The sequence below is a fragment of the Polaribacter sp. R77954 genome, from assembly GCF_044595335.1.
In the GTDB taxonomy this organism is placed as follows: Bacteria; Bacteroidota; Bacteroidia; order Flavobacteriales; family Flavobacteriaceae; genus Polaribacter.
Map to the genome: position 1 here is coordinate 2,136,967 of NZ_CP138992.1, position 26,690 is coordinate 2,163,656.

27 protein-coding genes and 2 tRNA genes are annotated in these 26,690 nt (G+C 31.0%); 8 read left to right on the forward strand and 21 right to left on the reverse strand.

Translation table 11 applies throughout. The features are described 5' to 3' along the window. Positions 1-74: 74 nt before the first annotated feature. The 4 genes from SJY27_RS09160 to SJY27_RS09175 all read right to left on the reverse strand — a co-directional run bounded on the left by SJY27_RS09160 (position 75) and on the right by SJY27_RS09175 (position 4,609). Positions 75-1,265 carry a DUF1501 domain-containing protein gene (locus SJY27_RS09160; protein ID WP_397444523.1) on the reverse strand — a complete coding sequence of 397 codons (1,191 nt, stop codon included), beginning with the start codon at positions 1,263-1,265 and terminating at the stop codon, positions 75-77. A 10-nt stretch (positions 1,266-1,275) separates the two neighbouring features. Continuing rightward, a complete protein-coding gene (locus SJY27_RS09165; protein ID WP_397444524.1) occupies positions 1,276-2,667 on the reverse strand; it encodes a DUF1800 family protein in 1,392 nt (463 codons plus the stop codon). Between the two features lie 141 nt (positions 2,668-2,808). Next, positions 2,809-3,477, reverse strand: a complete 669-nt coding sequence (locus tag SJY27_RS09170) for a bifunctional 4-hydroxy-2-oxoglutarate aldolase/2-dehydro-3-deoxy-phosphogluconate aldolase (protein ID WP_397444525.1) — start codon at positions 3,475-3,477, stop codon at positions 2,809-2,811. An 85-nt stretch (positions 3,478-3,562) separates the two neighbouring features. Further along, the gene (locus SJY27_RS09175) at positions 3,563-4,609 is read right to left on the reverse strand and encodes a PfkB family carbohydrate kinase (protein WP_397444526.1); all 1,047 of its coding nucleotides are present in this window, start codon (positions 4,607-4,609) and stop codon (positions 3,563-3,565) included. 151 nt (positions 4,610-4,760) lie between these two features. Here SJY27_RS09175 and SJY27_RS09180 point away from each other — a divergent pair, with 151 nt between their 5' ends. After that, entirely contained in the window at positions 4,761-5,789 is a 1,029-nt protein-coding gene (locus SJY27_RS09180; protein WP_397444527.1) for a LacI family DNA-binding transcriptional regulator, read from the forward strand. A gap of 297 nt (positions 5,790-6,086) precedes the next feature. Here SJY27_RS09180 and SJY27_RS09185 read toward each other — a convergent pair whose 3' ends face one another. The 10 genes from SJY27_RS09185 to pdxA form a co-directional block, all read right to left on the reverse strand. Then, the gene (locus SJY27_RS09185; protein ID WP_397444528.1) at positions 6,087-6,788 is read right to left on the reverse strand and encodes a LytR/AlgR family response regulator transcription factor; all 702 of its coding nucleotides are present in this window, start codon (positions 6,786-6,788) and stop codon (positions 6,087-6,089) included. A gap of 22 nt (positions 6,789-6,810) precedes the next feature. Then, positions 6,811-7,122, reverse strand: coding sequence for an Hpt domain-containing protein (locus tag SJY27_RS09190; protein ID WP_397444529.1), 312 nt, complete (start codon positions 7,120-7,122; stop codon positions 6,811-6,813). A gap of 37 nt (positions 7,123-7,159) precedes the next feature. Next, positions 7,160-7,564, reverse strand: a complete 405-nt coding sequence (locus SJY27_RS09195) for a response regulator (RefSeq protein ID WP_397444530.1) — start codon at positions 7,562-7,564, stop codon at positions 7,160-7,162. 116 nt (positions 7,565-7,680) lie between these two features. After that, a complete protein-coding gene (locus SJY27_RS09200) occupies positions 7,681-8,130 on the reverse strand; it encodes an Lrp/AsnC ligand binding domain-containing protein (protein WP_397444531.1) in 450 nt (149 codons plus the stop codon). Positions 8,131-8,219: 89 nt separating this feature from the next. Further along, positions 8,220-9,560, reverse strand: coding sequence for an acetyl-CoA carboxylase biotin carboxylase subunit (gene accC, locus SJY27_RS09205; protein WP_397444532.1), 1,341 nt, complete (start codon positions 9,558-9,560; stop codon positions 8,220-8,222). A gap of 76 nt (positions 9,561-9,636) precedes the next feature. Continuing rightward, entirely contained in the window at positions 9,637-10,110 is a 474-nt protein-coding gene (gene accB / locus SJY27_RS09210) for an acetyl-CoA carboxylase biotin carboxyl carrier protein (protein ID WP_397444533.1), read from the reverse strand. Between the two features lie 27 nt (positions 10,111-10,137). After that, positions 10,138-11,133 carry a beta-ketoacyl-ACP synthase III gene (locus SJY27_RS09215; protein ID WP_397444534.1) on the reverse strand — a complete coding sequence of 332 codons (996 nt, stop codon included), beginning with the start codon at positions 11,131-11,133 and terminating at the stop codon, positions 10,138-10,140. Positions 11,134-11,290: 157 nt separating this feature from the next. Next, complete coding sequence (gene rpmF, locus SJY27_RS09220) at positions 11,291-11,485, reverse strand: 50S ribosomal protein L32 (protein ID WP_068361688.1); 195 nt, start codon at positions 11,483-11,485, stop codon at positions 11,291-11,293. A 1-nt stretch (position 11,486) separates the two neighbouring features. After that, on the reverse strand, positions 11,487-12,023 hold the full coding sequence (locus SJY27_RS09225; protein ID WP_397444537.1) for a YceD family protein: 537 nt from the start codon (positions 12,021-12,023) through the stop codon (positions 11,487-11,489). Between the two features lie 72 nt (positions 12,024-12,095). Beyond that, entirely contained in the window at positions 12,096-13,130 is a 1,035-nt protein-coding gene (gene pdxA, locus SJY27_RS09230) for a 4-hydroxythreonine-4-phosphate dehydrogenase PdxA (protein WP_397444538.1), read from the reverse strand. A 58-nt stretch (positions 13,131-13,188) separates the two neighbouring features. Between pdxA and SJY27_RS09235 the strand changes: the two genes are divergently transcribed. Further along, a complete protein-coding gene (locus SJY27_RS09235; RefSeq protein WP_397444539.1) occupies positions 13,189-13,773 on the forward strand; it encodes a riboflavin synthase in 585 nt (194 codons plus the stop codon). Positions 13,774-13,964: 191 nt separating this feature from the next. Here the strand turns inward: SJY27_RS09235 and SJY27_RS09240 are convergent, their stop codons facing one another. Then, the gene (locus SJY27_RS09240; protein WP_397444540.1) at positions 13,965-15,107 is read right to left on the reverse strand and encodes an ATP-binding protein; all 1,143 of its coding nucleotides are present in this window, start codon (positions 15,105-15,107) and stop codon (positions 13,965-13,967) included. Between the two features lie 73 nt (positions 15,108-15,180). Between SJY27_RS09240 and SJY27_RS09245 the strand changes: the two genes are divergently transcribed. The 6 genes from SJY27_RS09245 to SJY27_RS09270 all read left to right on the forward strand — a co-directional run bounded on the left by SJY27_RS09245 (position 15,181) and on the right by SJY27_RS09270 (position 19,825). Beyond that, a complete protein-coding gene (locus SJY27_RS09245) occupies positions 15,181-15,948 on the forward strand; it encodes a tryptophan-rich sensory protein (protein ID WP_397444541.1) in 768 nt (255 codons plus the stop codon). 93 nt (positions 15,949-16,041) lie between these two features. After that, positions 16,042-17,229, forward strand: a complete 1,188-nt coding sequence (locus tag SJY27_RS09250) for a phosphoglycerate kinase (protein WP_397444542.1) — start codon at positions 16,042-16,044, stop codon at positions 17,227-17,229. 191 nt (positions 17,230-17,420) lie between these two features. Then, on the forward strand, positions 17,421-18,461 hold the full coding sequence (locus tag SJY27_RS09255) for an aldo/keto reductase (protein ID WP_397444543.1): 1,041 nt from the start codon (positions 17,421-17,423) through the stop codon (positions 18,459-18,461). 185 nt (positions 18,462-18,646) lie between these two features. Next, positions 18,647-18,718 (forward strand) — tRNA-Gly (locus SJY27_RS09260). A gap of 19 nt (positions 18,719-18,737) precedes the next feature. Further along, positions 18,738-18,823: transfer RNA gene (locus SJY27_RS09265), tRNA-Leu, on the forward strand. Positions 18,824-19,024: 201 nt separating this feature from the next. After that, on the forward strand, positions 19,025-19,825 hold the full coding sequence (locus SJY27_RS09270) for a DNA/RNA non-specific endonuclease (protein WP_397444544.1): 801 nt from the start codon (positions 19,025-19,027) through the stop codon (positions 19,823-19,825). Between the two features lie 172 nt (positions 19,826-19,997). Here SJY27_RS09270 and SJY27_RS09275 read toward each other — a convergent pair whose 3' ends face one another. The 6 genes from SJY27_RS09275 to SJY27_RS09300 form a co-directional block, all read right to left on the reverse strand. Beyond that, positions 19,998-21,191 (reverse strand): hypothetical protein, encoded by a 1,194-nt coding sequence (locus SJY27_RS09275; protein ID WP_397444545.1) that lies wholly within the window; start codon positions 21,189-21,191, stop codon positions 19,998-20,000. Positions 21,192-21,324: 133 nt separating this feature from the next. Further along, positions 21,325-22,143, reverse strand: a complete 819-nt coding sequence (locus SJY27_RS09280; protein ID WP_397444546.1) for an ABC transporter ATP-binding protein — start codon at positions 22,141-22,143, stop codon at positions 21,325-21,327. Positions 22,144-22,154: 11 nt separating this feature from the next. Beyond that, on the reverse strand, positions 22,155-23,000 hold the full coding sequence (locus SJY27_RS09285) for an ABC transporter ATP-binding protein (RefSeq protein WP_397444547.1): 846 nt from the start codon (positions 22,998-23,000) through the stop codon (positions 22,155-22,157). Between the two features lie 35 nt (positions 23,001-23,035). Further along, entirely contained in the window at positions 23,036-24,142 is a 1,107-nt protein-coding gene (locus SJY27_RS09290; protein ID WP_397444548.1) for an ABC transporter permease, read from the reverse strand. Between the two features lie 120 nt (positions 24,143-24,262). Further along, entirely contained in the window at positions 24,263-25,648 is a 1,386-nt protein-coding gene (locus SJY27_RS09295) for a CmpA/NrtA family ABC transporter substrate-binding protein (RefSeq protein WP_397444549.1), read from the reverse strand. Between the two features lie 294 nt (positions 25,649-25,942). After that, positions 25,943-26,689: a Crp/Fnr family transcriptional regulator gene (locus tag SJY27_RS09300; protein WP_397444550.1), complete on the reverse strand. Its 747-nt coding sequence runs from the start codon at positions 26,687-26,689 to the stop codon at positions 25,943-25,945. Between the last annotated feature and the right edge of the window lies 1 nt (position 26,690).

The following is a 26,690-nucleotide window of genomic DNA, read 5'->3' on the forward strand; positions in this document are numbered from 1 at the left end:
TTAGTGTAAAACACATATAGCCTTTATTATTAAAGAATTCAAAGTAATTAGAGGTCTCTATTCAAAAAAAAAATCTAAATAAAGTTGAGCTTACTAAAAGATTTATTGAGGATTGTGGTATCATCAACCTGCAACCATTTCTCTAAAATTGTAGCATAAACAGATCTAAAATCTACAGTATGAATTAAATCTCCATTTTTATCTAAATTCATCAAATTAGGTGCGTTATTATAAAAGCCTTTTTTATTTAAATTTTCGCCAATTAAAAAAATATTATTTGCAGCTCCATGATCTGTACCTCCTGCAGCATTTTGTTGTACTCTTCTACCAAACTCAGAAAAAGTAAGAATTAGAGTGTCTTTAAATGTATTATTTTTCTTTAAATCTTTGATAAAAACCTCAATCGATTCGCTATACGTTTTTAGTAGTCGATTTTGTTTATTGGCTTGATTTGCGTGCGTATCAAAACCACCCATAGAAACATAATATACTTTACTCTCTAAATTAGAATTGATAAATTCTGCTGTAGTTTTTAATTGTCCTCCAAATGGATTTTTAGGATATTCTAATTTACTGCTATACGTTTTAGATGTTTCGTAAATATACTTTGCAGAAGAGTTGGCCTCTATCATGGTTTTGTATAAATATCCTAAATTATGTTCACTTAAATGTTCGTCTGTTTGATGTTTTAATACCTTACTAAAGAATGGAGTTCTTGTATTGTGGAATAGAATTTTTGGATTCTTAGTTGCAATTCCATTCATTTGTTCACCTTTCATTATAAGCGATAAACTATCATCAAGCTCAATACCATTGTATGGATGTTTCCCGTATTTTTCTAAATACCTACCCACCCAACCAGAAGTTAAGGTTTCGTTAGCAGCACTTGCAGTATGCCAGATATCTGTAGATCTAAAATGAGATCTATTAGGGTTTGGATACCCAACATTATTAATGATAGACAAATAACCTTGGTCGTATAAATTTTTTAAAGCCCCCAAACTTTGATGAAAACCTAAGTCATCTGTAATCTTTAAAACTTCATTTTTAGGTATGGCAAGTTTAGGTCTGCTTTTATAATAAATATCATTTCTGTAAGGTATTATGGTATTTAAACCATCATTACCACCAGATAATTGAATGATAACCAGTTTTTTGTATTTAAAATCACCTTTTGAAACCTGCTCAAAAGCTTTAACAAAATTCGGCACAAAAAACAAGCTACTTGCTAATGTACTCTGCTTTAAGAAGTCTCTTCTTTTCATTAGTTTAAGATTAACAAAGTTGATATTCTGGGATAGACATGAGTTGTACACACAAATTTCTATTCGATTTTACTTTTAAATTTTGCAAATAGTTATTTGTATCTTTATCTAATGGAGATGCTATTAATAGACTAGTTAATTCAGCTGCATTTACCTTTCCATAATTCTTTTCAAAAGAGTCCCAATCTTTTGTAGTTTTAATAAACTTATTAAATTTTTTCGCATTCTTATAATACTTCTCAAAAGTATCTTCAAAATCTCCTTTTTCTTCTAAGTTAATTACTGCATTATTTAAAACTAACGATGGTAATTTCATTCTAAACATTAATGTATTAGAGTCTATCCAACTTTTACCACCTTTCCAACCTGCAACATTTTCTGGATACAATAACACTTGTCCCATCATTTTTTGAAGATAATTTAACTGTTGGGGCTTGTTAAATGTTAACGGAATTACATTATTTAAGCCTACTAATAATTCTATTGGTGATTTTATTTTTACACCTATATTTTCATCATCATAAAACCATTTAGAGGTAAAAATGTATTGCATTACCTTACTAATATCATAATCTTTATAAAACACATTGGTAATTTCTTCTAATCTTTTCTTATCAATATTTGGGTTGATAAAATACTTATAAATCTTAGTGCAAATGAATCTAGCACATTGTTTCTGTTCTAAAATGATGTTGATAATATCATCTCCATCAAAATTACCTGTTTTACCCAAAAAAGTTTTTTCACCAAAATCATGTCTATTTTTTCTTAAAAAGAATTCTCCATTTTTTTTAAAAGACCAACCTGTAAAAGCTCTGGCAGATTCTTTAATATCATTTTCTGTATAATTGCCTATACCTAAAGTAAAAAGCTCCATCAATTCTCTTGCAAAGTTTTCATTAGGTTTTGCTTTTAGATTTTGATTGTTGTTTAAATACTTACTCATTGATGGCTCTTTGGCTATTGCTTTTACAAATTCTCTAAAGTTACCTAAAGCGTGTTTTCTTAAAGTGTTATTGTATTTTTGGATAAAGAAAATATGATTATCTCTACAGACAAATACATTTGCCCAAAAAAGGGTCATTTTTTCTCTAAGCATTGCATTGGGAGATTGTAATCTACCAATCCAAGCATGATTTAATTCTCTTACTTTTTTTCGTAATTTATTTCTAAGTTTTTGCAACTCAACTTCTGTAAATTCTTGTCTTAATTCTTTATAAGATTTGTTTTTATATTGAAGCAATTCTCCAAAATCTAGCGTTAAAGGAGTACTTTGTTTTGAGTCTTTAAACAAAATCGAAATATTTTCTTTTTTTGTTTTGTTCTCTAAATTTTTTAATGCGGCAATATGAATTCCAAAACTAGCCCTCCAATATAAATGTTGAATGTGTTTTTGCTTCATAATAAGTTGATTTACTATACTTAGACTAAAGTTACAAAAAAAGGTTTAAACAGGTATAACTTAATGGTTTTTCGATTTATTCCATAAAAAAACTCCAGCCAAAGCTGGAGTTTTCCTCGTTTTAAATAATTCAAATTCTAACTAGTTCTTTAAATCCTTTATGATATTTAAAGCATTTCTAGTCATTTCTTCAATTTTATTATAGTCAAAATTGCCATCAGCATCTTTTGCCATTAATTTAGATCCCATTCCTACACAAGTTACACCAGCTGCAAACCAAGCAGATAAATTCTCTTTGGTTGGTGATACACCACCTGTTGGCATAATAGAGGTCCATTGTTGAGGGCCTTTAATACCTTTAACAAATTGTGGTCCATAAATATCTCCAGGGAAAAGTTTTACAATTTCACATCCTAATTCTTCTGCTCTTGTAATTTCTGTTAAAGTACCACAGCCAGGAGACCAAAGCACTTTTCTTCTGTTACAAACTATTGCAATATCTTCTCTTAAAACTGGAGTAACTATAAAGTTTGCACCTAAAGCCATATATAAAGATGCTTGGGCAGCATCTGTTACAGAACCTACACCCATTACCATTCCTGGTAATTCAGCGATTGCGTATTTAGTTAATTCACCAAAAACCTCGTGAGCGAAATCTCCACGTGCTGTAAATTCTAAAAGTCTTGCACCACCATCATAACATGCTTTTAAAACTTTTTTACTTACTTCTATATCTTTATGAAAAAATAAAGGAACCATTCCTGTATCTTTCATTACTTGTGCTACTTCTATTCTTGTAAATTGTGCCATTTTATAAAATGTTTATTTGTATAATTGTGTAATTGTTGCATTATGTAAGGTTTAGACATTTACACAATTCAACAATTAAACCGAATTAACGCGCTACTCTACCAGAAGCATCACCTCCCATTAATTTTTCTACTTCTGCAACTGTTGCCAAGTTAGCATCACCTTTAATAGTGTGTTTTAAACAAGATGCAGCTACTGCAAAGTCTAATGCATTTTGGTCGTCTTCTGGGTATTTTAATAATCCGTAGATTAAACCTCCCATAAATGAATCTCCACCACCAACTCTATCTACGATATCTGTAATTTGGTATTGACGTGTTTGGAATAATGTTTTACCATCATATAAAACACCTGCCCAAGTATTGTGAGATGCAGAAATTGAACCTCTTAAAGTAGTAATTACTTTTTTAGCTCTTGGGAATTTTTTCATCATTTGTTCACAAACTGATAAAAATGCTTCTGCTTTTACGTTATGACCTTCTGTTTGTACAGAAATTCCTTCAGGTTTAATACCAAAGTGCATTTCAGCATCTTCTTCGTTACCTAATACAATATCACAGTAAGAAGTTAATTCTGTCATTATTTTTTCTCTGTGTGCTGCATCACAAAACTTCCAAAGTTTAGCTCTATAATTTAAATCTGTAGAAATTGTAATTCCTTTTGCACTGGCTGCTTTTACAGCTTCTAAACAGACATCTGCAGATCCTTGAGAAATTGCAGGTGTTATCCCTGTCCAATGAAACCATTCTACACCTTCAAAAACAGCATCCCAATCAATCATACCAGATTCTATTTCTGCAATTGCAGAATGTGCTCTATCATACACTACTTTAGAACCACGAGAAACTGCACCTGTTTCTAAGAAGTAAATCCCTAAACGATCTCCACCCCAAACAATTTTATCAACATTAACACCACGTTTTCTCATTTCCATCATAGCACACTCACCAATATCATTTTTTGGCAAACGCGTTACAAAATCTACATCTACACCATAGTTTGCTAAAGAAACTGCTACGTTAGATTCTCCACCACCATAAATGGCATCAAAGTTATTTGCTTGAGAAAACCTTAAAAATCCTTGAGGAGCTAATCTTAACATGATTTCTCCAAATGTTACTACTTTACCCATTTTATTTGTAAATTATAAGTTGTTATTATTTTGCTTAAACGTTTAACCACTATTTTAAAAACAATATCAAAACCTATATATTCATATTTGTTTTGATATTAATAATTCAAAATGTATATTTGTTTAAACGATTAAGCAAAGATATAAAAATTTGGCAAAAAAAAACAAAACTACCATAAAAGATATTGCAAACGTGTTAAATATCTCTGCTGCTGCTGTTTCTAAAGCGCTTCATAACGACGATAGAATTAGCGAAAAAACAAAAATCGCAGTAAGACAAGTTGCCAAAAATTTAAATTATCAACCCAACCATTTGGCAAGTGCTTTACGCAGTGGAAAAAGTAATTTAGTGGGTGTTATTGTACCAAAAACAAATAGTAATTTCTTTTCGGCTACAATTCATAACATCGAAGAAGTATTAAATGATAAAGGATATAATATTATTATTACACAATCTAACGAATCTTTTGAAAAAGAATGTAAAAATATAGATGCATTGCTATATACTCAAGTTGATGGAATTATAGCGTCTATGGCAAATGAAACTGTAGATTTAGCATTTTATGAAAAAATTAAAGATGCAGGTATTCCATTAATAACGTTTGATAGAGGTGAAAATGATTTAAATGTAGACTACATAGGTATTGATGATTACAATAGTAGTCATGTAATTGTAGATCATTTAGTAACACAGGGTTGTAAAAGAATTGCACATATAGGTGGTTTTAAACGTACCAGAATATATAACAATAGAATGAGAGGTTATATTGATGCTTTAAAAAAACACAATTTACCTATTGAAGAAGAATTACTAACTGAAAGTAATCTTACCATTGTAGAAGGTAGAGCAAAAATGCTAAAATTATTAGCATTAGAAAATAGACCAGATGCTGTATATGTTGCTGGAGATTATGCTGCTTTAGGTGCTTTACAAGTTTTAAATGAAAAAGGGATAAACATACCTAATGAAATTGCTTTAGTCGGTTTTGGTGACGAGCCTTTTGCTAAAATGGTTACACCTACTATGACCTCTGTAAACCAACATAGTTATAAAATTGGAAAAATTGCGGCTGAAACTTTTCTAAACTACACCAACAAAAAGAAAATAAAGCAATCTTTAAACAAGATTATTATTGAGGCTGAATTAATTATAAGAGAATCTTCTTTAAAAAAGAAATAAAAAAACTTAATTCACTAAAATTATTCTCAATTTTAAAGTAGTCATTTAAATTCTAAAATTAGGATTAACATGATGGTGACTAATATTAAGACCATCATTTTTTACAAATAAACAGTAACTATAAAAAAACAAAAGAGCTAATTTTAAAATTAGCTCTTAATAGTTACAATTTATAAATCCCCCAACTTATAATTATACCATAAAGATAATAGTATAAAAACGTTTTAACACGAAATTTCGATTATTGGGTTTCTGCAATCGATGAATAACTTTAAAGTTTCGACGAACAACAAAATACTATAGTAAGTTTAACATTTTCATTAGTTCACTTTTATTAGATCTACTAACAGGAACAACTTCTTTTTGTATCAGCACAGAGTTATCTTCTATATCTATGATTTCAGAAATATTAATGATAAAAGAACGATGCGCTTTAAAAAAAGTTTCTTTAGGTAGTTTGTCTTCAATTTTTTTTAGGGTAGAATGTACAATATAATTTTTCTCTTGTGTTTTTATATTGATATAATCTCCTTTAGCCTCTACCAAATAAATATCTGGTATACTTACTTTTACCAACCTTCTATCTACATTAACATAAATAAATTCAGAGGTGGTTTTTTGGACAGTTTTTTTGTTTTCTACTAAAGTTGAAAACGATTCTAATTTTAATAAAGATTTATCAAACCGATCTTTAGTAATGGGTTTTACCAAATAATCTACCACACTTTTATATTCAAAAGCTTCAAGTGCTAAATTTTTATCACTAGTAGTTAGAATTATTTTTGGTGGATTTTTAAGTGTTTTTATAAAATCGAAGCCAGAAAAAGTGGGCATATGTATATCTAAAAACACCAAATCTACATTATTGGTATTCAAATACTTAATCGCTTCTATTGCCGATGAAAATTCATTATCAACATTAATTCGGTCTGATTTAGCACAAAGGTTTCTAGTGATTAACCTTGAAGTTGCATCATCATCTATAATTATACAGTTCATACTATTACAAAGAAGTTCTTAATTAATATAAATATACGTGAATTTTATCTAAAACTTCAAGAAATTTTAGATGTAATTTTGTGTTTCCTTGCTTTAAGTCCGTTTCTAGCGCTGTTGCTAATTGCACCCCTTCTTGCAAACCTAATAAACTAATTTTATGTTTTAATTTATGAACGATATTAACAGATTCAAGAAAATTTTTATTGTCAAAACTATTTTTATACGCTTCAACTTCTTTTGGAAATTCTGATTTTAGAATATCTAAAATACTATTTTGAAAATCTATGTCGTTTTCAGCAATTTCTTTGATTACTGATAAATTAGGTTGCTCCATAATAAGATTTTTAATGTAATTGTATGCTAATTTATTGTTAAGCCAAATTTGCTTTACCCCAATACTCTAATAGTGATGTAACTTTGCTTAAGTATTCTTTATATTTTAATGGTTTTGAAAAATAACCAGAAATACCTAATTTGTAGCACCTTTCTAAATCCTCTATATTTTCTGAGGTAGACATCATTACTACAGGAATCAATTTTGATTCTTGATAGGTTTTTAATGACTTTAAAAATTCAAAGCCATCCATTTTTGGCATATTGATATCTGAAATAATCAAATCGAAAGTAAAATTTTTTTTCTGTAAAATATCTAACGCAATTGCCCCATTTGGCGCTTCCCAAATAGCATTATGAATATTAATTTTTTTACAGACTTTAAGAAATTTTAACCTTTCAATTTTATCATCATCTATTAAAAGTATGGATAGGGATTTCATTTAATGAGCTTGTTATACCCACAAAAATCTCGTAAAAAAACGGTTTAAAATATTTAATTTGATAATACGTTAGAAGTGTTCCTTAAATTGCTATATAAGATAGACCATTGGTAATTTTAGATACTTATCTGCCTATCTATCTGTTGATCTAAAGAAATGAACGTTTCTGTTCTAGAAACCCCTTTTATGCTTTGGATATTTTTATTTAAAAGATTCATTAAGTCTTCGTTATTTTTACACATTATTTTAATAAAAATAGCGTAATTTCCTGTAGTGTAATGACTTTCTACTACTTCTGGAATATCTTGTAATCTTTTTATTGCAGATGAATACAAACTTGCAGAATCTAAAAAAATACCAACAAAAGCAGTTGTTGTGTAGCCTAAAGATTTAGGATTGATAACCATTTTATACCCATCAATTAATTTTGATTTTTCTAGTTTACGTAAGCGTTGATGAATAGCTGCACCAGAAATACCCACCTCTCTAGCAATACTTAGTACTGGTGTTCTTGCATCTTTTACCAACCTTTTTATAATAATTTTATCAATTCCGTCTATTTTCATATTTGACTTATTTTGGTATAAAGATAAAAAAATAGAGAATACGAAACTGTATTCTCTATTTTTATATTAATTTAAAACAATAAAATGCTTTATGCTTTCATTTCAAAATCTTCCATAAATTTAGTAGTATAATTACCAGCTACATAATCTGGATGATCCATTAATTGTCTATGGAATGGTATTGTTGTTTTAATGCCTTCAATAACAAATTCATCTAAAGCTCTTTTCATTTTATTAATGGCTTCTTCTCTAGTTTGCGCAGTTACAATTAATTTGGCAATCATAGAATCATAATTTGGTGGAATCATATAACCTGCATATACATGTGTATCCATTCTAACTCCATGACCTCCAGGAGCATGAAAAGTAGTAACTTTTCCTGGTGCTGGCCTAAAATTGTTATGAGGGTCTTCTGCATTAATTCTACACTCTATAGAATGTAATTTTGGATAGTAGTTTTTACCAGAAATTGGCACACCTGCTGCTACTAAAATTTGCTCACGAATTAAATCGTAATTTACAACTTCTTCAGTAATGGGGTGTTCTACTTGAATTCTGGTATTCATTTCCATAAAGTAGAAATTTCTATGCTTATCTACCAAAAATTCTACAGTTCCTGCGCCTTCATATTTTATATATTCTGCTGCTTTTACTGCTGCATTACCCATTGCTTCTCTTAATTCATCTGTCATAAAAGGAGAAGGTGTTTCTTCTGTTAATTTTTGATGACGTCTTTGCACAGAACAATCTCTTTCTGATAAATGACAGGCTTTACCATAAGAATCTCCGACAATCTGAATTTCAATATGTCTTGGCTCTTCAATGAGTTTTTCCATATACATATCGTCGTTTCCAAATGCAGCTTTAGATTCTTGTCTTGCAGAATCCCAAGCTTCTTTTAAATCTTCTTGTTTCCAAACAGCACGCATACCTTTACCACCACCACCAGCAGAAGCTTTTAACATTACAGGATAACCTGTTTCTACAGCTAGTTTTTCACATTCTTCAAAATCTTTAATAACTCCTTCAGAACCTGGCACACAAGGCACACCTGCAGCAATCATTGTAGATTTTGCATTGGCTTTGTCTCCCATTTGATCTATCATTTTACCAGTTGCTCCAATAAATTTAATATTATGCTCTTCGCATAAATTAGAAAATTTAGCATTTTCTGATAAAAATCCATAACCAGGGTGTATTGCATCTGCATTTGTAATTTCTGCAGCAGCTATAATATTTGGCATTTTTAAATAAGATTCGCTACTTGGAGCTGGACCAATACAAACAGCTTCATCAGCAAAGCGAACATGTAAACTCTCTTCATCTGCCTTAGAATATACAGCCACTGTTTTTATGCCCATTTCTTTACAGGTTCTAATTACACGTAGTGCAATTTCACCTCTATTGGCTATCAATATTTTTTTAAACATACTTTAAAAATTATGAATTATGAATTAAAAATTGTGAATTACGAGATTTGAATTCGTAATTCATAATTCGTAATTATTATGATGGATCTACCAAAAATAATGGTTGATCAAATTCTACAGGAGAAGAATCGTCTACTAAAACCTTAACGATTTTTCCTGAAACTTCTGATTCTATTTCGTTAAACAATTTCATTGCTTCTATTACACAAACAGTATCACCTGCGTTTATGGTTGACCCAACTTCTACAAAACTAGGTTTGTCTGGTGATGGTTTTCTGTAAAATGTACCAATAATTGGAGATTTTACTTCAACTAATTTAGAATCATCAATGTCATTAGTTTTTGCTGCTGGTGAAGTAGGTACTGGTGCAGTAGGCACTGGTGCAACATGAGGTGCAGCTTGCATTGGTGCAGCTTGTACAATAGTTGTTTCTGTTTTTCCTGAACCTGTTCTAATGGTAATTTTAACATCTTCCATTTCTAACTTTACCTCGCTAGCGCCAGATTTTGCCACAAATTTTATAAGATTTTGAATTTCTTTAATATCCATACCCATGATCGTTTAGTTAATTTATTATTATGAATTGTAAGCCCATTTTAAGTAAATAGCTCCCCAAGTGAAACCACCACCAAATGCAGCAAAAATTAAATTGTCTCCTTTTTTTAATTGATTTTCGTAATCTGCAAGTAACAGGGGTAATGTAGCTGAAGTAGTATTACCATATTTATGGATATTCATCATTACCTTTTCTGCACCAACACCTACTCTATTTGCTGTTGCTTCGATTATTCTTTTATTTGCTTGATGTGCTACTAGCCATTGAATATCTTCTTCAGTCAAATTATTTCTAGTTAACATTTTGCCTGCAACATCAGCCATATTTGAAACCGCATACTTAAACACGGTTCTACCTTCTTGATACACAAAGTGTTTTTTGGCTTTTACAGTTTCTAATGTTGTTGGCATCATAGAGCCACCTGCTTCTATACGTAAAAAGTCCCTTCCTATTCCATCACTTCTTAAGTATTCATCTTGTAAACCTAAACCCTCTTCATTAGGTTCAAATAAAGCAGCTCCTGCACCATCACCAAAAATAATACAAGTTGCTCTATCTTTATAATCTATGATTGATGACATTTTATCTGCACCAATCAACAAAATTTTACTGTACCTACCAGATTCTATGTAGCTTGCAGCCGTAGACATTCCGTACAAAAAACTAGAACAAGCTGCTTGTAAATCGTAAGCAAAAGAATTTAAGGCACCTATTTCTGATGCCACATATGCAGCTGTAGATGCCACCATTAAATCTGGTGTAGCAGTTGCCACAATAATCATGTCTATATCTTCTGCCTTTGTATTTGATTTTTGAAGTAACTCTTCAGCGGCTTTAATAGCCATATATGAGGTTCCTAAACCTTCACCTTTAAGAATTCTTCTTTCTTTAATTCCTGTTCTTGAAGTAATCCAATCATCATTGGTTTCTACAAGAGTTTCTAACTCTTTATTAGTTAGTATATAATCAGGAACATATTTTCCTACTGCTGTAATTGCTGCAGAGATTTTAGTCATAATTGAAGTTTAATTTCTAAAATTTAGAATAGTCAAAAGTAGTAAAAATAATTTCAGTTTTTTGAGTTAAAATCATCAAATCAGATAGTTTTAACTTAAAAAACGTAAAAAAACCCTCAAATTTGAGGGTTTTCGTGCTATTTTTAAAGGATAGTTTTTATGCTTCTGCAGCAGCAGATTCTAAAACAACTTGACCTCTATAATATAATTTTCCTTCGTGCCAATGGGCTCTGTGGTATAAATGTGCTTCTCCTGTTGTAGGATCTGTAGCTATTTGTTGCGCTGACGCTTTATAATGCGTTCTCCTTTTATCTCTTCTAGTTTTAGATATTTTTCTTTTAGGATGTGCCATTTTATGTCTTTTTTTCTGTTATTAAATTCTTTAATTTATCCCATCTAGGGTCTGTACTTTCTACAGTTTTTACTTTCTTTATTTCTAGTTCTTTTAACTTGTTTAACGCTTCAGACTCCATAGTGCCATCAATTACTTTAGGATGAACTCTTTTGTTTGGAACGGCTAATACAATCATTTCGTAAATAAATTGAGCCACATTAAATTCGTATGCTTCGTGAGGTAGAATTAAAATCTCTTCATTATCATCATTAAATTCTGGACCAAATTTTACAACTAAAGGTAATTCTGAATCAATTTCTTGATGATATAACTCATTGGTTACATCGCAAGGAACTTCAACTGTGCCTTCAGCTAAAAAAACAAGCTCAAATAATGTGCTTTTTTTTACAAATGTTAGCGAAACTTTTATTGATGAACTATTAAACTCATCATAACTAAAAGCTTCAAAGAACTTATTATCAATTGAATAATCGAACTGGTGTTTCCCTTCTTTTAATCCTACAAATTGGATATTGTAATCTTTCAATTCTCTCATAACCAAACATCAATTGAGCGTGCAAAGATACAAAAAAATGTATTTCTGCAATATTTTTATCAAAAAAAGTAATTATTTAACAACTAGCGGATTTTCTGTTAAGGAATTATACTCGTTTCTTGCTTTAAAAACTTGAAGTGCAGTAAACAAAGCTTCTTGAAATGAAGATTCATTTGCTTGGTTTTTCCCAGCAATATCATAGCCTGTTCCGTGATCTGGAGACGTTCTAATATGACTTAAACCCGCTGTAAAATTAACACCTTTTCCAAAAGAAAGGGCTTTAAAAGGCGCCAAACCTTGGTCATGATAAGTGGCTAAAACACCATCAAACTGTTTGTAAGTTTCAGAACCAAAAAAACCATCAGCAGCATAAGGACCAAAAACCAACTTACCTGTTGCTGCAATTTCATCTATAGTTGGTTTTATAATATCATCATCTTCTTTACCTATTACACCATGATCTCCACAATGTGGATTTAACCCTAAAACTGCAATTTTTGGTTTATTAATACCAAAGTCTTGTTTTAAAGAAGCATGCATGGTTTCTACTTTATTTTTTATCAAATCTGGAGTAATAGTTTCTGCTACTTTTGATATTGGTATATGACCTGTAATTAAACCAATTCGTAATTCGTCCGTCATTAAAATCATCAAACTATCCCCATTTAAATTGGCTTCTAAATATTCTGTATGCCCAGGAAAATTAAAGTCTTCTGATTGAATGTTTTCTTTATTAATAGGTGCAGTTAATAATACATCAATAGTATTGTTTTTTAAGTGCTCTATGGCAGATGACAAAGATTTAGCTGCATATTGCCCAGAAACTTGGGTAGCCTTTCCTAACTCAATCTTTACATCTTCTTTCCATAGATTTAATACATTTATTTTAGCATGATTAATTTGTTTTATGGAATTGATTCCTTGCACAGGCACTTCAATACCTAATGCTTTTTTGTGATAAGAAATAGCTTTAGTTGCACCAAATAATACTGGCGTACAAAAATCTAGCATTCTTTTATCTTGAAAGGTTTTCAAAATCACCTCAATTCCAATTCCATTTAAATCTCCTATAGAAATCCCTACAACTATTTTATTAGATTTATCCATAATAACCTTTGTAATATCCGTATTTTTGCGAATACAAAAGTAACCAATTTTTAACGATATGTTTACAGGAATCATAGAAACACTTGGCACAGTAACAAATGTGCTAAAAGACAAAGAAAATGTTCATTTAACTATTAAAAGTACGATTACAAATGAGTTGAAAGTAGACCAAAGCGTGGCTCATAATGGCGTTTGCTTAACCGTTGTTGATATTAAGAATGATGAATATACAGTAACTGCCATTAAAGAAACTTTAGATAAAACCAATATTGGAAAACTAAACGTTGCTGATATTGTAAATCTAGAACGCGCTATGAAATTGGGTGACAGATTAGATGGACATATAGTGCAAGGTCATGTTGATGAAACTGGAACGTGCACTTTTATTAAAGATGAAAATGGAAGCACAGTATATACTTTTGAATATAATTCTGATAAAAATAACGTTACTATAGAAAAGGGTTCCATCACCATAAATGGGGTAAGTTTAACTGTGGTAAACTCCACCAAAAACGGATTTTCGGTTGCTATAATTCCTTATACTTGGAGTAACACCACCTTTAAAACTTTACAAACTGGTGACACTGTTAATTTAGAGTTTGATGTGATTGGTAAATATGTGGCACGTTTAACGAATTTGTAAGCGAAATTTAAATGCCAATAAAAACTAGAATTAAATACTGTGAAATTTGTAAAAAAGATTTCCCAACGATGTATAGAATTCAATATAAGTTGCCAAAAAAATGGATTTTTGCTTGTAAAGAATGTCTATTAGAGGTTAAGGAAGGAAATCAGAATTATGTATATGGTGGCACTTGGAAAAGATAAGTTTACCTAAACCTTCGCTTCTTTTTTATGCAAAAATCGTGTCAGCTTCATAGAAAGATCTAACAAAATAATTTTTGCATTTCCGTTTCTTTCTATATGATATAGGGCTTCACTAATTTCTTTTTCTATTTCTAAGATATTTCCTGAATGCACAAAAGGAGCAAATTTAGACAATTTAAAACCTGTTTTTGACTCCATAAAAACCAACTGATCAGACTTGTAGTTTAATAAAAGAGCTTGTCTAAAAAACTGCAAACAATATTCTAAAAAACGTTTTTGTGTCTCTCTACCAGATTTTGCTATGGTTTCAGACCATCCAATTAATTGCTGCACAACTGCTGCATTTCCTTTGGCTTTAAAAGCAGTTCTAATCCAAGTAACAAACCATTCTTCAAAAACCAAATCAGCTGCATCATTTTGTAACAAATGTATGGCTTTGTTTAAATTACCTTCTGCTTGGTGAGCAATATTTGCGGCTTTATTATCCTCAACTTGATGATTTACAACCAATGTATTTGCAACATCTTGTTCTGATAACACAGGAAAATGTAATGCCTGACAACGTGATTTTATCGTGTTTATAATTTGTTCTTCGTTTTCTGTTATCAATATAAAAACTGTTTTTTCTGGTGGCTCTTCAATGAGTTTTAATAATTTATTTGCGGCAGCAATATTCATTTTTTCTGCCATCCAAATAATCATCACCTTAAAACCACCTTCATAACTTTTTAGTTTTAGTTTTTTTACAACATCTTCAGCTTCATCAACTCCAATTAAACCTTGCTTATTTTCAACCCCAATATGTTGCAGCCAATTAAATAAACTTCCATAAGGTTGTTCGTTTATAAATTGTCGCCAATCTTCTAAAAACAAATTACTAACAGGATGTTTTTTCACAGCATCATTAGTAGTTACAGGAAATGCAAAATGCAAATCTGGATGCTGTAATTTATCGCATTTTATGTTGCACGCATCAACATCATCAGAAAAATTACAGAGTAAAAATTGTGCATAAGCAATAGCCATTGGTAGGGTTCCACAACCTTCTTTACCTACAAATAATTGTGCATGCGGAATTCTGCCATTTTCAGCAGATTTAATTAAATGTTTTTTAATATGTTCTTGACCTATAATTTGGTTGAAAAGCATGGGCAAATATATGATTTTAGAAACTTTTAAATTTAGATTTCGTAATTTTAAAATTCTAAAAAAAGATCTTATTTTGAAAAAATCACTTCAAATTTTAAACGGAATTGCTTTCGGTTCTACTGTTTTCATCAACTATTTATCGAATACAGGCATTATGGATGGAAAAACGATTGGAACTGTTTCTGATGATATAAAATCACTTTTTACACCTGCTGGCTATGCGTTTTCCATTTGGGGAATTATTTATTTGTTATTGCTAGGTTTCTCCATTTACCAAGGAAGAAGCTTATTTAAAAAAGGAAAAGAAGATGATTTTATAGAAAAAATTGGTTTTTGGTTTATAATTTCATGCATCGCAAACTCTTTCTGGATTTTTAGTTGGATTTACGGTTACACAGGCTTATCCTGTATTTTCATTTTTTTATTACTGATTTCTTTACTCAAAATCATCATCAATTTAAATATCAATTTAGATAAAAGTAGTCGCATTAAATTCACTTTTTTATACTTACCATTTATCATTTATAGTGGCTGGGTAACTGTGGCTAGCGTTGCTAATGTATCCTCTTATTTGGTGAAAATTGGTTGGAATGGATTTGGTATTACTGATGAAATCTGGACAATTATTATGATAATTATCGCAGTAATTTTAAACACTACAATGCTTTTTAAAAGAAACATGAGCGCATTTGCCTTGGTTGGTGCTTGGGCTTTAATTGCTATTGGTGTTGCCAATCAAACAAAGCAAAATACCATTGGTTTTATAGCCTTTTTAGCTGCAGGAGTATTATTAATTTTGGTGGCCATTCAATTAATTAAAAACAGGAAGTTACCTGCTTAATAAATGGCAAACGAAATCGTTAACTTAACTTTTATAGTTTGCATTTTATCAACCATAAATAAAAAAGTATTTTTGTTAAAAATATTTCCAACAATGAAAACATTAAACGATTTTAATTTCAAAGATAAAAAAGCCATTATTCGTGTAGATTTTAATGTGCCTTTAAACGATAAATTTGAAGTAACAGATGCCACTAGAATTCAAGCTGCAAAACCAACTATAATTAAAGTTTTAGAAGATGGTGGAAGCTGTATTTTAATGTCTCATTTAGGAAGACCAAAAGGCAAACAAGATGAATTTTCTTTGCGCCATATTGTAAAATCTGTAGTTGATATTATAGGTTGCAATGTAAAATTTGTAGAAGATTGTATTGGTGATAAAGTAGAAGAAGCTGTTGCCAATTTAGAAAGTGGAGAAATTTTATTATTAGAAAACCTACGCTTTTATGATGAAGAGAAAAAAGGTGATGTAGCATTTGCAGAAAAACTATCAAAATTTGGTGATATTTATGTAAACGATGCTTTTGGTACAGCTCATAGAGCACACGCATCAACAACAATTATTGCGCAATTTTTTGCAGAAAACAAATGTTTTGGAAGTTTATTAGCCAGAGAAATTGAAAGTATAGACAAGGTTTTAAACAATTCAGAAAAACCAGTTTTAGCCATTTTAGGTGGTGCAAAAGTATCTTCTAAAATTACTGTAATTGAAAATATTTTAGACAAAGTAGATCATTTAATTATTGGTGGTGGAATGAGTTTTACCTTTATTAAAGCACAAGGAGGAAAAATTGGAGATTCTATTTGCGAAGACGATAAGCAAGAGTTGGCTTTAGAAATCTTGAAGCAAGCCAAAGCAAAAGGTGTACAAGTTCATATTCCTGTTGATGTAATTGCTGCAGATGATTTTAGCAACGATGCAAACACTCAAGTTTTAGATATTACAGCAATTCCTGATGGCTGGCAAGGTTTAGATGCAGGACCAAAATCAAGAGAAAAATTTGATGCAGTTGTAAATCAATGTAAAACTATTTTATGGAATGGCCCATTAGGTGTTTTTGAAATGGAGTCTTTTGCTGGTGGAACAATTGCATTAGGGCACTCTATTGACAAGACAACCAAAAACGGAGCATTTTCTTTAGTTGGTGGTGGAGATTCTGTTGCTGCAGTAAAACAATTTGGTTTTGCAGATAAAGTAAGCTATGTTTCTACTGGTGGTGGAGCAATGTTAGAAATGTTAGAAGGAAAATCTTTACCAGGAATTGAAGCGATATTAAAATAAAACCTCCAAAGTTTATTTATAAGTTTAAGCGTGTAATTGTTAATAATTGCACGCTTTTGTTTTTTCAATAAGTGAAAGTTATATTAAAATCGAAAAGATGTATTTCGTATTGCTCTTTAAGTTTTTAATTTAGCCTAAACTTGTATTTACTTAAATTATCTAACGAATAAAAGATTACACAATATCAAAATATGAAATACACAACATTACCAAATACAGAGGTAAAGGTTTCTAAAATCTGTTTAGGAACCATGACTTGGGGTAACCAAAATACAGAAGCAGAAGGTCATGAACAAATGGATTATGCTTTAGATAATGGCGTTAACTTTTTTGATGCTGCAGAATTGTACCCTGTACCTGCGAATGCAGAAACTTATGGAGATACTGAACGCATTATTGGTACTTGGTTTAAAAAAACAGGCAATAGAGACAAAGTAGTTTTAGCTAGTAAAATTGCTGGTGGAGGAGATTATACAGCACACATCAGAAATGGTGGATTATCAAAAGAAAACATATTCGATGCTATTGACAAAAGCTTACAACGCTTACAAACTGATTATATAGATTTATATCAACTACATTGGCCAAATCGTGGTGTAAATTGTTTTGGAGTTAGAGATTTTCCGCTACAAGCAGCAAATGCAGAAATAGAAAATCATTTAGAAATTCTAGAAGGTTTAAACGACTTAATAAAACAGGGGAAAATTAAGCACATTGGCTTATCTAACGAAACTCCTTGGGGTACTATGAAGTATTTACAAGCTTCTGAACAACATAACTTGCCAAGACCTGTAACGATTCAGAACTCATATTCTATGATTCACAGAGGGTATGAAATAGGTATGAGTGAAGTTTCTTTAAGAGAAAACATTGGTTTATTGGCATATTCTCCTTTAGCACAAGGCGTTTTATCTGGTAAATATTTAAATGGAGGTTCTCCAGAAGGTTCAAGAGGTAATTTATTTCCAAGATTTATTGCAAGATATATGGGAGATGGATCGTCTGAAGCTGTAACAAGATATGAAGCTATTGCTAAAAAGCATAATTTATCCTTAACAGAAATGTCTTTGGCATTTGTAAATCAATTGCCATTTGTTACTAGCAATATTATTGGCGCCACTAAAATGAATCAATTAAAAGAAAATATAAATTCTATAAATGTTGATTTATCTGATGAAATTTTAAATGAAATTGAAGAAGTTCATAAAGATATTCCAAATCCTGCTCCATAAAATATTAAACTTGCAATATTTCTCTAAATATAAAACTCTGATAGTAAAACAATTCTAAAATAAATCACTAAAAAAACCAAAAACTATTTGTCAAATATATAAAACTTATTATATTTGCAACCGCTTACAGTATTAGGGATTTTAATATTTTTAAAAAAGTGAGTAAAGTTCTTAAAATTATGACTGCGAAAGTAGCTCAGGGGTAGAGCATCACCTTGCCAAGGTGAGGGTCGCGGGTTCAAATCCCGTCTTTCGCTCTATTTTATAAATACCAATGCTGAAGTGGTGGAATTGGTAGACACGCTGGACTTAAAATCCAGTGAGCAGTAATGCTCGTATGGGTTCAAGTCCCATCTTCAGTACAAGAACCGTAACATTTAGTTGTTACGGTTTTTTTGTTTGATACACGACTGAATACCTTCATCAAAATTTGAGTTATTTATTACAAAATGATAAAAGTTAAGATCCTTATAGATTTTTATTGTGCACTCAAAATTATTTAACTGATTAACCTGGATATTTGCTATTTTTGAATTCATTTTACAATGCATTAAATACATTATATGACTAGAAAAGTAATAGCAGCACTTTTATTAATTGGTGTGCTTTCGTATTATTGGTATTTAGAACACAATGAGCAAAAAGCTAAACCCCATAAAAATTCAAACGAAACAACAGTAATTGGCAATTTTAACTATTTACCTACTTCCACCACAGGTCAAATTATAAAACATAAAAGCTTTGCTTTATCTTATGCCGAAAAGTATGAACAAGCTGAGTGGGTTGCTTATTCTTTAAGCAAAAATGATATTGTTTCCATCAACAGAAAAAGACCTTATTTTATTGAAGACCCTAACGTAAAAACAATTTCTGCAAGTTGGAGAAATTACAAAAAATCTGGTTATGATCGTGGGCATTTATGCCCTGCAGGCGATAGAAGAAAAACCGAAATTAGTTATAATGAAACGTTTTACACATCAAACATCTCACCTCAAAAACACAGTTTTAATGCTGGTATTTGGAATAAATTAGAACAAAAAACGAGGTATTGGGCCAAAAAGTACAATCATCTGTATGTAATTACTGGCGGAATTTTAAAAGATAATTTAAAGACTATTGGTTCAGAAAAAGTAGCTGTACCCAACGAATTTTACAAAATTCTATTAGATTATACCCAGCCAGAAATTAAAGCAATTGCATTTTTAATACCTCATCAAGAAAGTAAAAAACCTTTGTATGATTTTGTGGTTTCTATTGATGAAATTGAGCAAAAAACTGGTATTGATTTTTTTAGTCATTTGCCTGAAACTTTAGAAAACGAATTGGAAAAATCTAGCAATTATAAAAATTGGAAATTTAGATAATCTACAAATTAACCTTTTATTTTTCAAATACTTATCCTTATATCTACATATTCAAATAAGCTATACAGCTTAGCTTTATAAATAAAATCTGATTATGTGATATAAAAAAAGCTGCTCAATTAAGAGCAGCCTTACAGCTAATTATCATATAGTTTCAAATAATAAAAGCAATTTATTTACTTGTTAAAAATTTTGGTTTGATTACCAACATCATCCAAGCCCAATTTTGTGTACTATCTGCACCTGTAACAGAACTCGGCTCAAAGAAATGAGAGTATCCACCCACTAATTTAAATCCTTTGAATCCCTTTGCTAAAACAAAATCTAGCTCGTTTCCTAAACTTTCTTTTTCTAAAGACTCTTCTGTGAAATTATGGAATTTTACTGTTAAACCATATCCTTTAGGGAGTTTTAATTTAGCTCCAATATTCAAATCTACTAAACCTCCTGCATTACCATGATTCCCAACATAAAAACGATCTATTAAACCATTAAATTTGTGGTTTGTACCATACAATGGAAATAAAGCTGCTGAGTCGTCTGTTTTACCAGAAATAGATTCGAAACCAGCTAATAATGTTACTTTTTCTGATGCTTTAAACGTTGCATCTAAACTATATAACAAAGCACCCTCTACAGCTACATCTCCTACTCTATCTCCATTTTGGAAAAAGATGTTACTCGCAAAACCAAAAGCACCTGCTTTTAACTTAGCATGTAAACCTGCAGTTAATAAGCTTGATTTATCATCTGTTCCATTTTGATAAACAGTATTCAATAATAATCCACTTAAACTAAAGTTTCCAAATGCTTTATTGGCATGTATAAATCCTAACTCTCTATAAGAAAACAATGCTGCAGTATCATAAATATTATCTCCAAAAGTATTTAAAGAATACCCTGCATCTAATGCAAAACCACTTTTAGATTTGTGTTTTAAAATACCTATATCGTGTGTTCTTGCTTGTTGTGCCCAAGCTAAACCTCCTAAAATTCTTTGATCATCGTAAGAAAGAGGTTGACGCCCAAGTTTAAAACTCCAATTTTCAGCCAATTTAATATCAGCCCAAGCTTCTTGCACTCTAAAATTACCATTGCCTGTTGCAGAAATTTGAGGTCTATCTCCAAAAAGAAATACTTCTTGAAACCCCAAATACACTGTATAACTTTCTGTTTTGTAAGTTGCATTTATTGCAGCTCTAACACTAGTTTGTAACCACGGAGTTGAACCATCTGCTGCTGTTGAAGATTGCCCATTACCAAATAATTCTGTTCTTGGTCTAAACTCACCCTCTAACGTAAATTGTGCATTTACGAATTGAAAGCTTACTAACAATATCGCTAAAATTATGTATTGTTTTTTCATTTTTTCTACTTTTTAATTAGTGTTGTTTGTTATTTAATTTGTTAAGTTTTGGCTGTTAACCCCCAAGGCTATGAAGTTTTACACTTCAAAAACCGATTTAATTTTAAAATTTATGTTTGTTTGTTATGCTTTTTTAATGTTCTAAAAAGTCGATTAAGTGTTTTCGATACTTATAATAATCGTCGTGTTCTAAAACTGATTTTCTTGTTCTTGGTCTTTTAAAATCGATATCTAAAACATCTCCAATTTTTGCTCTTGGCCCACTTGTCATCATTACTACTCTGTCTGCTAAAAAGATGGCTTCGTCAACATCATGAGTAATCATAACTGCTGTAATTTTTTCTTTGTTCCAGATTTCGATTAAGATATCTTGCAATTCTCCTCTTGTTAAAGAATCTAACATTCCAAAAGGCTCATCTAGCAATAATACTTTTGGTTTTATGGCAAAAGCTCTTGCAATTCCCACACGTTGTTGCATCCCTTGAGATAATTCTGATGCTTTTTTATGAAACGCATCTTCTAAACCTACTTTTTGTAAATAATATTTGGCAATATCTGTTCTTTGTGCTTTGGTTCCATGAGGAAAAACTTGATTTACACCCAATAGTACGTTTTGTAAAGAAGTCATCCAAGGCATTAAACTTGGTGCTTGAAAAATAACACCCCTGTCTGGACCTGGCCCTTTAATTGGTTTTCCTAACACTGCAATATCACCTCCAGAAATCGGATTTAAACCAGCAATCATAGACAACATTGTTGTTTTTCCACAACCAGAATGCCCAATAATAGTCACAAATTCTTCTTTCATAATCTGAAGATTTAAATGCTCTAAAACCACGTAATCTCCTTTTGGTGTTGGATATACTTTCTTTAAGTCTTTTAAATCTAACATCACATTAGAAGTATCTGAACTAATTTTTTTATCCGCTTGTAAAATTGTTTCTGTGCTCATCTTTTGGGTTTTTAAGAATAGGATACAAAACTTTTTGGCTCTAATTCTGGTAATACAATTTGTTCTTTTGCTTCTGCTTTTCGAGCATCGCCAATGTCCATCAGATATTCAATAATTGCGTTTCTTGTCTTTTTAAAACTTTCGCTATCATTCATTTCAGTTTTATCTCTTGGACGATCTAAATCAATCTTAAATTCTGGTCCTAAAGTGGCATTTGGTCCTGGACGTAAAGGAATAATTCTATCTGCCATATAAATCCCTTCATCAACATCATTAGTAATTAACAAAGCTGTACGTTTGTCTTTTCCCCAAATGTTTAAGATTTGATCTTGTAAATTTCCACGGGTTAAAGCATCTAAAGCTCCAAGAGGTTCATCCATTATAATCATATCTGGTTTCATAGCTAAAGCTCTTGCTACAGCTACTCTTTGACGCATTCCTCCTGATAATTCTTTTGGTAATTTGTTAATAGCTGGCGTTAAACTTACCATATCTATATAATGAGCAGCTTTACGTTTCCAGACTGATTTTTCGCGTTTAGGGAACGCAGCTTTTACAGCCATTATTACGTTTTGCTCTACTGTTAACCAAGGCAATAATGAATAATTTTGGAAGATTACACCTCTTTCGTGACTTGTACCTTTTACGGGTTCTCCTTTAAATAAAACAGATCCACTTGTTGGCTCTAATAAACCATTTATTAAATTTACTAATGTTGTTTTTCCACTTCCTGTAAAACCAACAATGGCAACAAATTCTCCTTCTTCTATTTTTAAGTTGATATTAGATAACACTTCTGTTTCATTATCTCCCTGACCATAGGTTTTATAAATGTTATTTAGCTCTAAATATGCCATATTTTTTGGTGTTTTTTAAGTGATATTGAAACTATTTATATTGCATCTTGTTTATCAAAAGAAACCCAGTTTTGAATTGCCAACATTAATCTATCTAACAAGAATCCAATGATACCAATTGCAAACATGGCAACAATAATTTTGGCATTAGAATCGTTTGCTCCGTTTTGGAATTCTTCCCAAACAAATAAGCCTAAACCTGGACTTTGTGCCAAAAGTTCTATAGCAATTAAAACCATCCAAGCAACTGATAATGTGATTTTTAATCCTGTAAAAATTAATGGTAAAGATGATGGTAATACTACTTTGAATATTTTTTGAAAAGTACCTAACTTTAAAACTTTAGCAACATTGATAAAATCTTTAGCAACTGTAGAAACCCCCATTGCTGTATTTACTAAAGTTGCCCACATAGAACATAAACCCACACTAATAAATGAAATGGTAAATGAGCTGTCTTCTGTAGAACCAATTAACACTGTTTTTACAATCATAAAAACTAATAAGTACCAAACTACTGGAGAAACTGGTTTAAAAATTTGGATAAACCAGTTAAAGGCGCTCTTTAATGTTGAACTTAATCCTATAAAAATACCTAAAGGAACTGCAATAAATAAGGCCAAGAAAAAACCTGCAAATACTGTTTTTAAACTTCTAAAGATTTGATCTACAAAAGATGGTCTTCCTGTATACACAATTGGTTCTTTACCTGCTGCAATTCTTTTTTCATTTAATGCTGCCGTTTTTTCTATAAAAGCTGCTTTATCTGCACTGATACTATTATGATCTCTTAATAAAGACTGAAAAGAATCCCAAACCTGAATTGGAGATGGCAAGGTATTTGGCTGGCAACTAGATTCGCCAGAAGCAATACAAGCAGTTAACGCATCTGCTGCTGCTTGACCTTGATCTTGTAATGCTTTTTCAATTTTGAATTTTGCTTCAATATTGTATAAAGATTTTGCTCCTAAATGCCAAATAACAATAAATAAAATTATGGAAGCAAGTGGCACGATTGCTTTGCGTAAAAAGTTTTGTAAATCTTCTTTTTCTAGCTTTCCTGTAAAAAGGTTTTTTAAGGTTGTAAAAATTCCTAACCCTAAAAAATTAGATACTTTTCCTAATGTTAAACTTGCTTTCATTTATTCGATATTTTTATAAGTGGCATTTTTTGTGCAGGCTTTTTCTTTGAACCTTGTAGTACTATTTTAAACACCTACAAGGTTTTTGAAACCTTGCAGGATTAGCACTATTTATCTCAATTATTTCTTGTCTTTATTTCCTATTTTAAAACTGTTGATGTATCCTATTGGATCTTTAGCATCATAAGTTGTTCCGTCTATAAAATCTGCAGTTGCTGGTTTGTAACCATCTGTTGCTGGGATATCTGTTGCTGGGATATTGCCTTCTTCTACTAAAAGCGCTGCTGCTTTTTTCCAGATATCTGGTCTATAAATATCTTTTATGGTTGATGCATACCAATCTGCTGATTTAGCATCAGGAATTTGCCCCCATCTTCTCATTTGTGTTAAAAACCAAATTCCATCAGAATAAAAAGGATAAGTTGCATTGTATTTATAGAATACATTAAAATCTTCCATATCTCTTTTATCACCTTTTTCAAACTCGAAAGTACCTGTCATTGAATTTGCTAAAACCTCTACTGGAGCACCAACATATTGAGACATTGATAAGATTTGTACAGCTTCTTTTCTGTTTTCTGGTTTGTCTAACCATTTACCAGCTCTAATTAAAGCTTTAGTAACTGCAATTGCTGTATTCGGATTTTCTTTCACAAATTTCTCTGTCATAACAAATACTTTCTCAGGATTGTTTTTCCAGATGTCGTAGTTTGTAACTACAGGAACTCCAATTCCTTTAAAAACCGCTTGCTGATTCCAAGGCTCACCTACACAATATCCGAAAATGGTACCTGCCTCTAAAGTTGCTGGCATTTGTGGTGGTGGAGTTACAGATAATAAAACCTCTGCATCAATTTGCCCTTGTACATTTTCTTTTGTGTACATACCTGGATGAATCCCTGCAGCAGCTAACCAATATCTAATTTCATAATTGTGTGTTGATACTGGAAAAACCATTCCCATTTTAAAGGCTTTACCAGAGTTTTTATATTCTGTAATTACAGGTTTTAAAGCATCTGCTTTAATAGGATGAATTGGTTTTCCATCACTATCCGCAGGTACATTTGGTTTCATTTTAGACCAAACATCATTAGAAACTGTAATTCCATTTCCGTTTAAATCCATAGAAAATGGAGTTACTAATTTTGCTTGACGACCAAAACCTGCACCAGCAGCAATTGGCTGACCTGCTAACATATGAGAACCATCTAATTGACCATCGATAACTCTGTCTAAAACATTTTTCCAGTTCGATTGCGCTTCTACAGAAACAAATAAACCTTCGTCTTCGAAAAATCCTTTTTCTTTAGCAATTGCTAAAGGAGCCATATCTGTTAATTTGATAAAACCAAACGTTAATTGAGGTTTCTCAATATCTAATTGTTTTGTTTTCGTTGTTTTTGCGACTTCAGTAGTCGTTTCTTTTTTAGCTGTTTTTCCACCACAAGCAAATAGCAACATTGCTACTGGTAAAATGTAAGTTGATTTTTTTAAAAGCGATTTCATTTTTTAGTAAGTTTTAGTAATCTACGTATTAATACTTATTTATTTGACAAATATATAAGTAGTACGTATATTGACTCATGGAATAAACCATGCTAAAACCTCTTTTTATCACACAATAAAACCTGCCATAAAGCGTATTATTTTATTAACAAACTAATAAACTGCACTTTAAGTTATACTTACTTATAATTACGTATATTTTTAACTACGTACTATTTTATATAAAAAAGAAAAAACCTTTCAAGTTTTAACTTAAAAGGTTTTAAACTATTAATTTTAGTAGCAACAATTACATCAAGCATCTAAAAAATAATTATGCTCACTAATTTCGTTTTTTAAAGATTTTATATTGTTTATGGCTATTTTCTTTCCTTTAGCAGTTATCAATCCTTCTTTTTTTAAAGCCGAAAACATTCTAATGACTTGCTCTTCTGTAGTACCTGCATAATCTGCATATTCTTTTCTGCTTAAAGGTAAATTTATAAAACCACGTAAATCGCCAAATTTTCTATGGATATATAATAAAGTATCAATAACACGTTCGCGAACAGTCATTTGAGAAATCGATTTTACTTTAGATTCACTTCTATTCAATTCATTTGCGTAAAACAACATCATATCATAAGAAAACTTAGGGTTTTCTAATAATTTTTTCTGTAAATCTTCTTTAGAAAAATAGTACAATTCTATATCTTGAATTGCAATTGCACCAATGGAATAATATTCTTGCGTGCCAAAACCACGATGCCCAATAATCTCACAATCTTTAGCAAAACGCACAATTTGTTCTCTACCATTAATGCCAGTTCTAAAAACTTTTACAGTTCCTTTTTTGATAAAAAACAAACCATTTACAGGAGCACCTTCAATAATAAATTGTTGCCCTTTTTTACATCTTATAATGGTACTTTGAACACTAGCATCTTCCAAAAGTGTTGCTGAGTGATTGTGAATTAAACAATCTTTACTTTTACATACTTTACATACCTCTGCATTAGAGTTGGATTGGTTTGAATTAAGTTGTGATGCGTAGGCTGCCATT